Raw genomic sequence first — 14,458 nt, 5'->3', positions numbered from 1 at the left:
CTTGTTATAAATCGCTCCTTAAATTCCGGTTACTCTTAACTCATAAGACAGAGGAATCGAACAGGGAGCTGGATCATGAAAAAGTTAATTGGCGTAGTGGCTGCGGTGACAGTTTCAACCTTTATGTTAGCAGGTTGTGAAAATATGTCTGCCCGTGATCAACGTGTAGGTGCTGCAGCACTCGGTGGCGCAGTCGGTGGTGGTGTGGGTAATAGTGTCGGCGGTGGCTGGGGTTCTGCTATTGGCGGTGGTGCCGGTGCCGCTGTCGGAAGTAAGACTCAAGGCGGCTCTAACCGCAATGCAACCTACAGTGGTGTAGGCGGCGCTGTGGGCTCAGCCGTTGGTAAGAGTATTTTTGGTGGTAACGCTGGTGCAGCAATCGGTGGTGCGATCGGCGGTGGTGCAGGCGCGGCGATTGAGCAACGACGTTAATCACAGCCCTATCTGGTATTAATATATAAAAGCGCCTTTACAGGCGCTTTTATTTTGTTGATCCAATTTCTATTTATTTTTAAAGAGAGCCTTAGGTTTTTTACGACGGATATATATGGTCTTTTTTACCTCTGCAATACGCACACCTGAATCATCATAAATATCGACCTGATAGTTACGATAGACAGGAGCATGATCAGCCGCCAAATTCATAATAGTTTTCACTTCTTCAGCATCAATGCGTATGTCTGCATACACGGTTCCGCGGCCTGGAGAGAGGAACTGGATGGTCGCTTCTTTATCCCAGACAATATATTTTGGTCCCAGATGATGCATCAGGAGCAGCATGTAGAAGGGATCGACCATGGAATACAGGCTACCCCCAAAATGTACGCCGACAATATTCTGGTTTTTACGAGTCAGTGGCATTTTCACGCGAATATGATAATTGGCATAATCCAGTTCATCAATTTCGATACCCGCTCCACGATAGGGTGCATAGCGGTTTAAGATAAATTTAGTGACCAAAGGCAGACTTTGAATTTTACGTAATAGGCTCATACTGACATTCTTTTTTCTTGTATAGCTATGCATACTAGAACAACAAAATTGTGATGGCATTGATAAATCATGCCGAGTTATAAAATAAACGGTCAATAACAATAAAGGAAGACCAGATGGAAACACAAACTCAATGGGTGGCAACCAGTGATCAGCAGCGTCTTGCAGTAAGAACTTTTGGTGATATCAGCAAGCCTGCTTTGGTTTTGGTGCATGGCTATCCGGATCATCAGGAGGTCTGGAAAAATGTAATTGTCTATCTGCCGGATTATTTTATCGTTACTTATGATGTACGTGGCGCAGGGGATTCATCCATTCCCAAATATATCCGTGATTATCGTCTGGAGCGTCTGAGTATGGATCTGGAGGAAGTGGTGAATGCCGTTCTTCCAGGACAATCTTTTCATTTGGTCGCCCATGACTGGGGTTCGATTCAGTCTTGGGAATCGGTAACTGACCCAAGATTCGAAGGCCGTATTCTTTCCTTTACCACGATTTCAGGTCCCTGTCTGGATCATGCCGCCTTCTGGATGCGGAATCAGTTCAAGCAAAACCGATCAAAATTTTTTAAACAATTAAGCAAGTCCTGGTATATCGCCATGTTTCAATTGCCTTGGCTGGCACCAACTGCATGGAATTTTTTCAATCCCGAGCGCTGGGGCAAAATTATTCGGGAACTGGAAGGCAAAGAAGGACTGCCATTGAACCAGAATATTGTCAAAGATGGAAAATATGGCGTTGGGCTGTATCGGGCCAATTTTATTCCACGGTTGCTTAAACCTCGTGAACGCTATGCCATCTGTCCGGTACAGGCCATTGTGCTAAAGCGGGATAATTTCGTCAGTCCGCAACTAGTTGATGAAATGCCAAAATGGGTGCAAACCTTTTCCAGGGTAGAGCTAGATGCCAATCATTGGGCAATCTTAAGCCAGCCAAAACTTATTGCAGAGTCTATCCGTGAGTTTACTCAGCAGCATGCTTAATCCAGTCACAAAAATGGATTTGGATTGATAAAAATGTAGGGGAATTTTTATTCGCATTTTCTGATAAAATACCTCCCTTTCTCTCATTCCCAATTCATTATGTTCGCAATTCTTGCTGCTATTGGAGTCATGTTTGGACTCTCATTGGCACGTGTACCTGTGGTTTTTGCCCTGGTCATTGGTGCTGTTACGGGTGGTTTGCTGGCAGGTCTTGGCCTCCAGGGAACTTTAGATGCATTTAACAATGGTCTGGGCGGCGGCGCTAAAATTGCCTTGGCTTATGGCATCCTGGGTGCTTTTGCTTTGGCCTTGGCACGTTCCGGTTTGCCTGACTTGCTGGCCTATAAAATGATTACCACCTTAAAAGGTGAGGCATCAGAAAAGGCACAGAACAAGGTTAAATATCTGATCTTCTGTACAGTGGCATTGGCTGCCGTTTTCTCACAAAACGTGATTCCGGTACACATTGCCTTTATTCCGGTTCTGATTCCACCATTATTGCTGGTATTTAACCATCTGAAGCTGGATCGCCGTTTGGTGGCCTGTCTGCTGACCTTTGGTCTGGTGGGAACATATATGCTGGTTCCAGTCGGTTTTGGTGCCATCTTCCTGAATGATATTCTGGGCCATAACATCAATACCTTTGGTAAACCTTATGGCTTTGAGATTACTTATGACCAGATTCCCGCTGCGATGGCGATTCCGGTCTCAGGTATGTTCGTGGGTTTGCTGGTGGCCATGTTTATCAGCTACCGTAAGCCGCGTCTCTATAAAGATATCCATGTGGAACAGCAGCAAAGTATCTCTGCTGAACTGGGTGTAGAACAAAAATCAGCGAAACCGCAAATTGCCAAACTGACCATCTGGATGGCAGCGATCGCGGTGATTGCAACTCTTGTGGTACAGCTCTATTCAGATTCCATGATTCTTGCCGGTCTGGTCGGTGTCGCAATCTTGAGTTGTGCCGGAATTTTTAAATGGAAAGAAGCAGATGATGTGATCATCACCGGTATGCGTATGATGGCCCTGGTTGGCTTTATCATGATTGCCGCGCAAGGTTTTGCTGCCGTGATTGAGGCAACAGGACAGGTTCCTGCGCTGGTTGAAGCGTCGGTTGACTGGATTGGTAATAGCCAGGCACTTGCCGCCTTTTTAATGTTGTTGATTGGTCTGCTGATTACTCTGGGTATCGGTTCATCATTCTCTACCATTCCGATTCTGGCGATTATTTATGTACCGCTCTGTATTCAATTTGGTTTTAGTCCTGCAGCAACGATTGCGATCATCGGGACTGCGGCTGCTTTGGGCGATGCCGGTTCTCCAGCATCAGATTCAACTCTAGGTCCAACATCCGGTCTGAATATGGATGGTCAGCATGACCATATGAAGGACAGTGTGGTTCCAACCTTTATTCACTTTAATATCCCGCTGATGATTTTTGGCTGGATTGCCGCCATGGTGCTTTAACCTGAAATATCCCGGGAATAAAATCCCGGGATTTTTTTTGAATCATAGATGTATTTATAATAAATCTTATAATCATTCTGATAATTTAATAATAGATGTATTTAAAATATATATTATAGAGCGTTTAAAATAAACCTGAGTATTTTAATCTGAATATTATTATTTAATCTTGATAAAGCAGGTTGGTATTTAAAACCAAGTTGTGTGGTTGGTTAAAATAAATTAATTTAATAATCAATAGTTTGAAAATAATATAAAATTATTATATCGGATAAGTATTGCTTATTAATTTCTAACGTGTTTATTATTAATTAATGTTTAATTTTTGAATAAATAATCTTCCAGTGGGGTATTAAAATGTTAAAGCAAATTACACTCGTTGCATTAATGGGTCTTTCTGCTTCTGCGATGGCAGGCCAATGGCAAGTCAAGCTGGGCGGTTCGGTTGTAGCACCTACAGGCGATTATAATCTCGGCGGCGCAACAGTTGAGGCAGATCATGAATATGCATTTACCCCGTCAGTTGAATATTTCTTTAATGACAATATTTCGACAGAACTGCTTTTAGCTGCACCAATTAACCATGATGTTCAGTTAGCGGGTACAGATGTGGTACGTATTAAACATTTACCACCAACGCTGACGGCAAAATACCATTTTAAAAACAATACCGGTTTTACACCGTACATTGGTGTCGGTGCTACCGCATTTGTGGCTTGGGATGAGCGTGGTAAAAATGCCTTAGCTGATGCGGATATTAAAGTAAAAGAAGATTTTGGTTTTGCCGGCCAGATTGGTTTTAACTTCCAGCCTGCAGATGCCAAAAACTGGGGCGTATTCTTTGATGCACGTTATGCACAAATCAGCCCAGAAGTTCAAATTGAAGGTCTAGAAAGCTTCAATTTAGATATCGATCCAATGGTGTACACCATCGGTTATAGCTATAAATTCTAAGCTCCAATTTTTTGGTTCATTTTTTCCAAAAGCCTCATCCTGAATGGGGCTTTTTTTCAAAATAACAACGATTTATAACGTATTGAAATTGAGCAGATTGGCAATACTCAAATATATTAAAACGAATAAAGTAAATATTAATTGAATACGGCTTAATAATAAGGAAGATCAAAGCATGAGTTTTTTGTCGAAGAGTCTTTTGATCTTCAGCACGCTGTTTATTTCACAGAGTTATGCTGCCAGTTTTAATTGTCAGAAAGCGACAACCGCGACTGAGAAAACAATTTGTGAACATCGTTTGCTGAATGACGCTGATGTCAAAATGAGTACCAGCTATAACATCTTGCGCCGTATGGTGCCGATGGGAACACGTTCGGTGATTCAACGCGATCAGGTGAAATGGCTACAATTTCGTGACCGCTGTCAGGAATCTGTATCCTGCTTGAGTCAGGTCTATAATATGCGTCAGCAGCAGCTGGATCTGCATTTTGATCGTATCTATAAGATGGGACCTTATTAAGTCTTATCCATCCCATCAATTAAACTGATAAAAATGAAAGCCATAAAAATATTTTTTGCGAAAAAATTATTTTAAGGCTATTGAAAATTATTGAACTCACTCCATTCATATAGGCAACAGTTAACATCTGTATCTAAAATAATAGGAGTGATTCATGAGCGATTTAAGCGTACAAAAACACAGTTTCCAGGCTGAGGTAGCGCAGTTACTGCACCTCGTGACCCATTCGCTTTATTCAAATCCTGAAATTTTCCTGCGTGAATTAATTTCTAATGCTTCAGATGCGTGTGACAAATTACGTTTTGAAGGGATCAACCATCCTGAATATTATGAAAATGATCCTGACCTTCGCGTTCGTGTCAGCCTCGATCAAAACAATAAAACGATTACTATTTCTGATAATGGCATTGGCTTAAGCCAGCAAGAAGCTATTGATAACCTGGGGACAATTGCCAAATCAGGTACCAAAGACTTTATGTCAAAACTGACCGGGGATCAAAAAGCCGATGCCCAGTTGATCGGTCAGTTTGGTGTCGGTTTCTATTCAGGCTTTATTGTCGCTGACAAGATCACTGTAGAGTCCCGTCGTGCAGGTGCGGACAAGTCTGAAGGCGTACGCTGGATCAGTGGTGGTACAGGTGATTTCGAAGTTGAACAGATTACTAAAGATGGCCGTGGTACGGACATTATCCTGCATTTGCGTGAAGATGCTCTGGATTATCTGCAAAGCTATAAAGTGAAGCAGATTATTAATAAATATTCTGACCATATCAGCCTGCCAATCCAGATGCAGAAAGAAGTCTGGCAGGAAGAAGAAGCTGCAGAGGGTGAAACACCAAAAGGTGGTCAATATGTGAAGACGGACGAGTGGGAAGCGATCAACTCTGCCAGTGCTTTATGGACTCGGAATAAATCTGAGATTACTGAAGAACAGTATGTCGAGTTTTATAAGAACCTGACTCATGACTTTGCTGCACCATTGGCTTGGGCGCATAACCGTGTTGAAGGTAGCACGGAATACACCCAACTGCTTTATGTACCAAGCAAGGCTCCACAGGATATTTTCACCCGTGATGCCAAAGCAGGGATCAAGCTGTATGTGAAACGTGTCTTCATTATGGATGACGCGGATAACCTGATTCCAAACTATCTGCGCTTTGTACAAGGTGTGGTGGATAGTGCAGATTTACCATTAAATGTAAGCCGCGAATTACTACAGGAAAGCCGTGACGTCAAAACGATTCGTGAAGGCAATACCCGTCGTATCCTGACCATGCTGGATAATCTGGCCAAGTCCGAAGATGAAAAAGATCAGGAAAACTTCAAAACTTTCTACCGTGAATTTGGTGCTGTGCTGAAAGAAGGTTTGGGTGAAGATTTTATTAACCGTGAGCGTATCCTGAAATTAATGCGTTATGCGACCTCAACCAATGATGAAATCAGTACTTCATTGGCAGACTATAAAGCTCGCATGAAGGAAGGTCAAAAGGCTATTTATTATGTAACGGCTGACAGTCTGAATGCAGCGAAAAATTCTCCTCAGCTGGAACTGTTCAAGAAAAAAGGCATTGAAGTTCTCCTCATGTCTGAGCGCGTAGATGAATGGGCAATGAACTTTGTGCATGAGTTTGATGGTACGCCGTTGCAGAATGTATCTAAGGGTGCAGTAGATCTCGGTGATCTGCAAGATGCTGAAGAGAAGAAAGCGCTTGAAGCAGCTGCTGAGCAGTTTAAGCCTGTAGTCGATAAACTGACGGATTCCTTGAAGGATAAAACCAAGGAAGTGCGTGTAACAACTCGTCTGGTAGATTCACCAGCCTGTCTGGTGACAGGAGAAGGGGAGTTATCACCACAATTGATCCGTATGCTGAAAGATGCGGGCCAGCCTGTACCGGATATGAAACCGATTTTAGAGATCAACCCTGAACATCCATTAGTGAAAAAACTGGAAGGCACTACCCAGTTTGATGACCTGGCCAATGTTATCTTTGATCAGGCGGTGATTGCAGAAGGTGGTTTACCAGAGAATCCGGCTGAATATGTAAAGCGTATTAACAGTCTGTTATTAGCTTAAATTTTAAACTTGAAAAACCCTTCTACTAGAAGGGTTTTTTATGATTATTTACTGGAATTTTTTGATGATAAAGGAGGTTTGATCTGAAGCATCTATCATCAAATAAAAACATAATATTGTATTAAATAATCAATAGTAGTGATTATTAAGTTAATGGAGATATAAATCATAAAATCAGTATCGTCATAAGTCTGTTAACTACCTTACTGATCTCCATGAGCCAGCTCACGATGGCGAACTAGTACTAAAAAGTGGTGCGTACGGATCGTATAATTTACTATAAATATATGAAAATTAATGATTTATAGGTTGAGTGTGTACAGCGGAGTAATCATATAGTCTTTAATCAAGCCAGCTTGGGTCAGTTATCTTGGCAAACTGAACGTATCATGTGTAAGGACCGTATTGTGTTTGGGAAGATTTAATGAATGAAAGCTTTACTGGTTTTAAAAGCCCATCTTTTATGGGCTTTTTGCATATATAGCACTATTGATTTTAGAAGATGGCCTCCAGACGGACTGCGGCACCTAGGTAATGACTCCGATCCTCACGATGGTCATTTAAATAATTGACATCAGTCTGCACAAAGAACCATTCACGAAGAAAAGGCTGACGCCAAGAGGCATAGGGTCCCCAAGTATTCAGGCGTAGATCGTTGTCATTCATATAACCTCCAGTATAGAGGCCGTAACTGAAGCGATGAGCATTAAAGAACTGGTGCTGTCGAAAGCTGTAATTATTCCAGCGTAAATCATCATCCTGTTCATCTGCATAGATTAGGCTGAACTGGTTGGAGAGAAAAGGTTGATTAGGGCGCGCATGGGTTAATTCCAGGTTGGTTCGCAGATAGTTTTCACTATCAATCCCGTAACGATAGATCTGTTCGGCATGAAATGAGAAGTCATTATGTAGTGCCCAATCTCGACTTGCTTTTACACGGACATAGATATCATCGCCAGAACGTATCCCCAGATCCAGATCAGTTTCAAAAGGAAGTTTTTTAGAAAGTTCCGACCAGCGCAATGCGAGAGAGCTGTTATTTTCTCGTGTCCGGCTACGGTCCAGCCGTCTGTCAGGCGCATTGCCTGGATTCTCATTGGTAATTGCGACATTGCCATTCAGTTCATTATCGAGGCTGTCATCACCAAAGACTACACTGAGTTTACGTTCTAATGTGGGAAGCTTGATTCTGCCGCGAATACGGGGTTTGACTTCATATTCATCATATTTGTTCCAGCTATTATCCACGATCACTCTCAGGGTCGCACGTGCAGGTTCATTTTCATCAGGGTCACCAAACCAGTTGTCAATTTTATTTGCAGTACGGTTAGTCCAGTGACGAATCCCTTTTTGTTTTCGATCTACCCAGGTATTTTCCTCAGTCTCATGGGTACTGGGAACGATGGGTTCACTCGACTGCTCCGGTAAAAAGGTAGGTGTGCTATCTATGAATCGCGGAATATAGTCAAGGAAACTAAAGCTTTTGGAAGGCTCTGCTTCCTGCTCATCAGCCTCGGCTGTTTGACTTGTATCAGAAGATTGATCAAGCCCGGCCCAAAGTATCGGGCTAACACTTGTTAAACTGATCAGTAAGAAAGATGCGGGCAAAATCCGGCTTTTTTTCATAGGGCTATTCTTGCTCTTTTTCTTTATATTTCAAGAATAAGTTTGCAGAATTGCACCTAATAAAAGCAACCAGAACTACAAAATTACATCAATTTTTCCAAAGCTTTATCCAGGATGCTTGCATAAAGTTCTGCTACCGCCACAGGCTCTTTAATCTCCAGCAGAATCTGGTGGATCAGCTGCCAGTTAATTTGCTGATCACGTTTCAGAATCAAGCACGGGTACATCTGTTCCGTGGAAGACAGCTTGAGACGTTGTTCCCCATGAATCACACGCAATTTTTGACGTTCCTGTAGTAACAGAAGGGGAGTATGAAAGTTGGCTGGCTGCTCATCAAATAGAATAAATTTTTTGGTGGTAATCTGATGCAGAGGAATAAATGGGAAATAATCCTTTTGTTGCCAGATCAATCGGGCCTGTTCTGAATAAGTTTGATAGAGCGAATCAAGCTGCAAGAATTTAGTACCTAATTCAACAGCGCTAATCGTTTTAATAGCAGCAATATGATAATTCTGTTGTTGTCTCCAGAACTGCATTAACTGTATGGCTTGCTGCCATTCACTTGTGCCTAATAGCATACAATAGTGGCTAAAGCGCCCCGTGCTATCTATCTGCTCAGCGAGGTAAACTGGTTGAGAGTTCCAGTCTATATGTTCCTGATGATGCCAAGCCATTTTGAGATGTTGCAGGGATGAATCAGAAGCCAGACTTAATTCAAAAAGATGATGATTACCTATTTCGACCAAGCTAACATCAGAAACCTGAAATAATAAATCCTGAAATTCTAGAGTCGCTGGAATATCGGGTACTGCGACGCTTTCCTTATTCTCTACTTGTGGTTCGTCTGGCTCTGAATGACTTAAATCTAATTCTGCTAGAGGTACGATTGTCTGAAGCACATTTGAAGCTTTTTGTTGAACGGGCAAAACTTGAGGATTCGCCCAAATCTCATGTTTGGAGATATAAGTATTTATAGACGATTCAGGAAGCTTTTCTTCAACCATCTCTAAAGACAATGGGGTTGCAGTAGCTTGTAATTCATGATCACTTTTCAAACATGAAGAAAGCTGTTGCTGGTGTAACAGCCAGCTAAAGCTCTGCTCTATATCAAGGTTCCATTCACTGATCAATGCAGTACGTTGAGGTGCTGGGATCAGCCAGATTTGCCAGCCACGTTTAGGATCATGCAAGAAAGCCCAACCTGAAAGCGGGTGAGCATACAGGGCTTCCTTTAGATGATCTGCATTGAGAAAAAAACCACGGAAGCTATGGTAATAATGGGTTTCTCGAGCAAATTCCTGTGCAGAAAGTTCAGGTTGAAGACGGGTTTTGAATGCCAGCAGCTGTTTCTTGAAAACAGGCTCATTGCACTGCTGGAAAATTTCTTGCACACGTTTTTTAGAGCGGACTACTTCATATAAGCTGAGACTACGATGATCCAGATCATGTCCTAATTCATGCAGTTCTTTAATCAGGCGTACTTTTTCAAGAGCATTCATCATCGTCATCTATTATAAATATTTAAGTGCTTTATCCAGGCTTTTGGCCAGAATGATATTGGCAGCCAGTTCAATCAGTTTATATTCAGTTGAGTTAGGGTCAGTATAACGTTCGGCTAACTGCAACAGATGATCAATCGGAATCGCCTGTGGCGAAATTTGACCTTGCACTAAAGCTTGCAATTCATTCATGGCAAAACTTGTCACATATAAAAAATGATCATTTTTTGATTATATGGAGGAAAAATATAAAAATGTTATTTTTTATCAATTATTTTCTAGAAATAAAGCGCGGTAAAATTTGGAATGGTGTCGAAGATCACCTGGATGAATCATGGATCAAAATATTTAGGTAATTGAAATAAGCTTGAATATAAATTTAATCGTTTTCTGTGATGTCGTACTGCAAAAATAAAAAACAGGCTGAATATTTCAGCCTGTTTTTTTTAAGAAAGAAGCTAGAAAATTAAGCTTCTTTTACAGTTTCAGCAGTATCCGCCGCAACAGTTTCAACTGCAGCCGCTTTTTTTGCTGGAAAGTCAGGTGTGTAGACAATTTGCGCAGTTGCAGTTACTGAAAGTGCCATTACCGTTGCAGCCAGAACAAATTTAATTGCGTTCATAATATGACCTTTATAAGCTGATGTTCAATATATTGAACTGGGAGAAAATAGAACCTTATTTGTGTGAAAATGATACCAAAGCGGCAGTATTAAAAAATGATTGATTCGGCAATTTTATAAAAAATAATAAAATTTTATTTATAAAAAACAATAAATTAGAACTTTTACTCTAATTTCAAGAAAACTCATTCTTTATAAGGCTTATTTAAAAAATAATAATTTAAATAAGAATAAAGATTTTTATATGAAAGATTTAAAAGGTGATGCCATGCTGATTAGACTGAGGTGAACACGGTATTGTAAAACACATGTAAGGATTTGCTGTCCGATGTTTAAGGAACGTTTGCTCAGGATTTAAATCCACTATGATGACGCTTCACTCACCATAAAAAGAGAGTTACATCATGGCGATTGCAAAAGTTGTTGAAGTTAATTCGAGTAGCAATAAGAGCTTTGAGGATGCGATTCAGACTGGCATTGCTAAGGTCACCGAAACCGTCAAGAATGTTCAGGGTGCCTGGATTAATGAACAAAAAGTTGTCATCAAAGACAATAAAATTACTGAATATCGGGTCAATCTTAAAATCAGTTTTCTGGTCGAATAAATACAGAATAAAAAAATCCCCATTTGAAATGGGGATTTTTTTATGTGTCTTATCTTATTCAGATTTAGGCAGATCACATTGATCATCAGTACATTGGTCTGCAGCAGCCTGCGGTGGCTCTAGCGCTTTTTCTAGAACCTGTACAAATACTTCCTTGGGTTGGGCACCCGCCAAGGCAATACGCTGGTCAAATACAAAGAACGGAACACCTGTAACTTTCAACTGGTCGCGTGCAATTTCCTGATCGAATTTAACGAAATCGGCATATTCTTCTGAATTCAGCACGTCATCGACTTCAACAGGATTCAGGCCTATACGGGCTGCTACGTCTTCTAAGGTTTCACGCTCTCCAATGGCTAGACCTTGGGTCATATAACTATAGAAGAAAGCTTCCTCAGCTTCGTTACCTAAACCTTTGCTCTGGGCAAGATGGATAATACGGTGAGCATTAAAGGTATTGCCTGAGTTGGCACCTTCCCAGTTAAACTCAATACCTTCTGCCTTGGCCATCTCGGCAATATTACGTTGCATTTCTTCGACTTCTGCCACAGTACGGCCATATTTCTGCGCAAGTCGTTCAGAATTAGAAATTTCCTGACGTACGGGTGCTTCAGGATCAAGTTGGAAACTATGCCAGTGAACTTCAAGTTCTACACCTGCCTGTTCTGCAGCAGCTTCTAAACGTTTTTTACCGATATAACAAAAAGGGCAGACCACATCCGACCAGATATCTACGCGCATGAAATTTCCTAAATATTTCTATTAGGAGAAGTATGAGGGCATATAGCCAGAATTTAAAGGTTGAATAGGTCGAAAGAACTAGGGAGAAGATTAAAGAATTTTAAATTTTAGACATTCTTTATTAATTAACTTGTCTTTGGTTATTCGTCTGAATATTCATGTTTTTTGTGAAATAGTTCAATGAATAGCATAGATCTGTTGGGGATATTTCAGAAAATAATGATAAGTGGTTGATCTTATTATAAATTAGCATGTTATTTTGATATTGCTGAAATTTAGGAGGCAGTGCTATGAATAGGGTCTGTAGCTATACATGCGCTATGTTAATGGCAGGGATACAGCTTCCAGCGATTGCAAGTTTTTTTGATTCATCTGGTCTTGAACATTTGGATGATGATTTACTTGCGCTGGTGTCAGGACAGGATCGTTCATTTCAAACAAAAACAGATTTATATCGGGCTGATACATTGCAAAGAATGACGCCGCAGGGTTTCCCAGTAGCTGCACAGAGTAATCAGGAGAGTTTGAGATTATTTAATAGTGTATTTCAGTTTAATGAAAAAGGGCAGTTAACCTTACAGATCAATCAGGATGTAATATCGATTGGTGTGATTGAATGTTCTTTAAGTATTCACGGTCTCTCAGAAGTCGGAAAAACCCTTGGTGATCAAATCAAGTTTAATTAAGTTTTGCCGATAAAAAAACGCCCCGAAGGGCGTTTTTTTATCAACTCAATTATGCAGATTTAGCTTCTTTTACAGAGGCTAACATCGAACCAGTTTCTTCAAAGTTTGCATGCCAGCTCAACGCTTCATTTAGAAGGTGAGGTGTCTGACCACCACGTACACATGCACGATCAAAGTAGTCATTTAATGCATCTTTGTACATTGGGTGTACACAGTTGTCGATGATAGCACGAGCACGCTCACGTGGCGCTAAACCACGAAGATCTGCCAGACCCTGTTCAGTTACAAGCACATCTACGTCATGGCCAGTATGGTCAACATGAGATGCCATTGGAACAACAGATGAGATGTCACCGCCTTTGGCAATTGACTTGGTTACGAAGATCGCAATGTGCGCATTACGCGCGAAGTCACCTGAACCGCCGATACCGTTCATCATTTTGCTACCACATACGTGAGTAGAGTTCACGTTACCGTAGATATCAAACTCAAGTGCAGTGTTAATACCGATGATACCTAAACGACGTACCAATTCAGGATGGTTAGAAATTTCTTGCGGACGTAATACAAGTTTATCTTTGTATTGCTCAAGATTGTTAAATACTTTCTCGCCGTATTTTGCAGAAAGAGTAATTGATGAGCCTGAAGCAAATTTCATTTTACCCGCATCAATCAATTCGAAAGTACAGTCTTGCAGTACTTCTGAGTACATGATCAGGTCTTCAAAATTAGACTCTTTCAGACCAGTCAATACGGCATTTGCAATTGAACCGATACCGGCCTGAAGTGGGCCTAAGTTTTTCGGTAAACGTTCTGCTGCTACTTCTTTTTCGAAGAAAGCAATCAGGTGATTTGCGATAGATTGAGTCTCATCATCCGGAGCTGTTACTGTAGATGGAGAATCGTGGTATTCACTATTAATTACGATACCGACAATTTTCGCCGGATCGATGTTGATTGCATGTGTACCGATACGCTCATCTACTTTAGTCAATGGAATCGCTTGACGTGTTGGACGATAGGTCGGGATATAGATGTCGTGTAAGCCTTCAAAAGCTGGGCTTAAGTTTGTATTGATTTCTACAATCACTTTTTCTGCAAAAATTGCAAAGCTTGCAGAATTACCAACTGAAGTTGTAGGAATAATGCCGCCGTCTTCAGTAATCGCAACCGCTTCAATCACTGCTACATCTGGTTTTTTCAGCTGCTGGTTACGCATCTGTTCAACAGTTTCAGACAAATGCTGATCGATGAACATCACTTCACCCTTGTTGATTGCTTTACGCAGGGTGTTGTCCACCTGGAATGGTAAACGACGTGCCAATACACCAGCTTCTGTTAATTGCTTGTCCAAGTCATTTCCTAGAGAAGCCCCAGTGATGAGGGTGATCTTTAATGGGTTCGCTTTTGCCTGCTGTACCAGAGCCAGTGGAACCGCTTTTGCTTCACCTGCACGAGTGAAGCCACTCATACCTACAGTCATGCCATCTTCGATGAACTGAGCTGCCTGTTCTGCACTCATTACCTTATTGTGTAGGGATGCTAAACGGATACGGTCTAAAGACATTTGAACTCTCTTAAATTCCTGAATACTGATACGGATTGTACCGATCAAAAAAAGTATTTTGCATAGGTGTTAGGCTAAGGTCTAATTTTTTAGCCAAATAGTGGTATAAAAATAAATGATG

15 protein-coding genes are annotated in these 14,458 nt (G+C 41.2%); 8 read left to right on the top strand and 7 right to left on the bottom strand.

Annotation, left to right across the window (positions count from 1 at the left end; all coding sequences use genetic code 11):
* Nucleotides 1-75 precede the first annotated feature (75 nt).
* Nucleotides 76-432 carry a hypothetical protein gene (locus tag FSC11_RS13450; RefSeq protein WP_004813553.1) on the top strand — a complete coding sequence of 119 codons (357 nt, stop codon included), beginning with the start codon at nt 76-78 and terminating at the stop codon, nt 430-432.
* A 69-nt stretch (nt 433-501) separates the two neighbouring features.
* Here FSC11_RS13450 and FSC11_RS13445 read toward each other — a convergent pair whose 3' ends face one another.
* Nucleotides 502-993, bottom strand: coding sequence for a DUF4442 domain-containing protein (locus tag FSC11_RS13445; protein WP_205681844.1), 492 nt, complete (start codon nt 991-993; stop codon nt 502-504).
* 116 nt (nt 994-1,109) lie between these two features.
* On the opposite strand from FSC11_RS13445, the gene FSC11_RS13440 reads away from it, so the two are divergent.
* The 5 genes from FSC11_RS13440 to htpG all read left to right on the top strand — a co-directional run bounded on the left by FSC11_RS13440 (nt 1,110) and on the right by htpG (nt 6,991).
* The gene (locus FSC11_RS13440) at nt 1,110-1,976 is read left to right on the top strand and encodes an alpha/beta fold hydrolase (RefSeq protein WP_163167414.1); all 867 of its coding nucleotides are present in this window, start codon (nt 1,110-1,112) and stop codon (nt 1,974-1,976) included.
* Nucleotides 1,977-2,075: 99 nt separating this feature from the next.
* On the top strand, nt 2,076-3,443 hold the full coding sequence (locus FSC11_RS13435) for a Na+/H+ antiporter family protein (RefSeq protein ID WP_163167412.1): 1,368 nt from the start codon (nt 2,076-2,078) through the stop codon (nt 3,441-3,443).
* A 357-nt stretch (nt 3,444-3,800) separates the two neighbouring features.
* Nucleotides 3,801-4,397, top strand: coding sequence for an OmpW/AlkL family protein (locus tag FSC11_RS13430; RefSeq protein ID WP_163167410.1), 597 nt, complete (start codon nt 3,801-3,803; stop codon nt 4,395-4,397).
* Nucleotides 4,398-4,572: 175 nt separating this feature from the next.
* Nucleotides 4,573-4,917 (top strand): lysozyme inhibitor LprI family protein, encoded by a 345-nt coding sequence (locus FSC11_RS13425; RefSeq protein WP_034170983.1) that lies wholly within the window; start codon nt 4,573-4,575, stop codon nt 4,915-4,917.
* 154 nt (nt 4,918-5,071) lie between these two features.
* Complete coding sequence (gene htpG, locus FSC11_RS13420; protein WP_163167408.1) at nt 5,072-6,991, top strand: molecular chaperone HtpG; 1,920 nt, start codon at nt 5,072-5,074, stop codon at nt 6,989-6,991.
* A 495-nt stretch (nt 6,992-7,486) separates the two neighbouring features.
* Here htpG and FSC11_RS13415 read toward each other — a convergent pair whose 3' ends face one another.
* The 4 genes from FSC11_RS13415 to FSC11_RS16150 form a co-directional block, all read right to left on the bottom strand.
* A complete protein-coding gene (locus FSC11_RS13415; protein ID WP_163167406.1) occupies nt 7,487-8,617 on the bottom strand; it encodes a hypothetical protein in 1,131 nt (376 codons plus the stop codon).
* An 83-nt stretch (nt 8,618-8,700) separates the two neighbouring features.
* Nucleotides 8,701-10,119, bottom strand: a complete 1,419-nt coding sequence (locus tag FSC11_RS13410) for a hypothetical protein (protein ID WP_227590987.1) — start codon at nt 10,117-10,119, stop codon at nt 8,701-8,703.
* A gap of 9 nt (nt 10,120-10,128) precedes the next feature.
* The gene (locus FSC11_RS13405; protein ID WP_004813533.1) at nt 10,129-10,308 is read right to left on the bottom strand and encodes a hypothetical protein; all 180 of its coding nucleotides are present in this window, start codon (nt 10,306-10,308) and stop codon (nt 10,129-10,131) included.
* 274 nt (nt 10,309-10,582) lie between these two features.
* Nucleotides 10,583-10,738: a hypothetical protein gene (locus FSC11_RS16150; RefSeq protein ID WP_004890542.1), complete on the bottom strand. Its 156-nt coding sequence runs from the start codon at nt 10,736-10,738 to the stop codon at nt 10,583-10,585.
* Nucleotides 10,739-11,142: 404 nt separating this feature from the next.
* Here FSC11_RS16150 and FSC11_RS13400 point away from each other — a divergent pair, with 404 nt between their 5' ends.
* Complete coding sequence (locus tag FSC11_RS13400) at nt 11,143-11,343, top strand: dodecin family protein (RefSeq protein WP_004813529.1); 201 nt, start codon at nt 11,143-11,145, stop codon at nt 11,341-11,343.
* Between the two features lie 54 nt (nt 11,344-11,397).
* Here the strand turns inward: FSC11_RS13400 and FSC11_RS13395 are convergent, their stop codons facing one another.
* Nucleotides 11,398-12,084, bottom strand: a complete 687-nt coding sequence (locus tag FSC11_RS13395; protein WP_163167402.1) for a DsbA family oxidoreductase — start codon at nt 12,082-12,084, stop codon at nt 11,398-11,400.
* A 326-nt stretch (nt 12,085-12,410) separates the two neighbouring features.
* On the opposite strand from FSC11_RS13395, the gene FSC11_RS13390 reads away from it, so the two are divergent.
* A complete protein-coding gene (locus FSC11_RS13390; RefSeq protein WP_227590986.1) occupies nt 12,411-12,770 on the top strand; it encodes a hypothetical protein in 360 nt (119 codons plus the stop codon).
* 49 nt (nt 12,771-12,819) lie between these two features.
* Here FSC11_RS13390 and FSC11_RS13385 read toward each other — a convergent pair whose 3' ends face one another.
* The gene (locus FSC11_RS13385) at nt 12,820-14,337 is read right to left on the bottom strand and encodes an acetyl-CoA hydrolase/transferase family protein (protein ID WP_071320690.1); all 1,518 of its coding nucleotides are present in this window, start codon (nt 14,335-14,337) and stop codon (nt 12,820-12,822) included.
* Nucleotides 14,338-14,458: the final 121 nt, after the last annotated feature.

Origin of the sequence: Acinetobacter schindleri, assembly GCF_010918895.1 — a bacterium.
Lineage (GTDB): Bacteria > Pseudomonadota > Gammaproteobacteria > Pseudomonadales > Moraxellaceae > Acinetobacter > Acinetobacter schindleri.
Note: the sequence above shows the minus strand (reverse complement) of the source record. Positions and strands in the feature narration are given on the sequence as shown.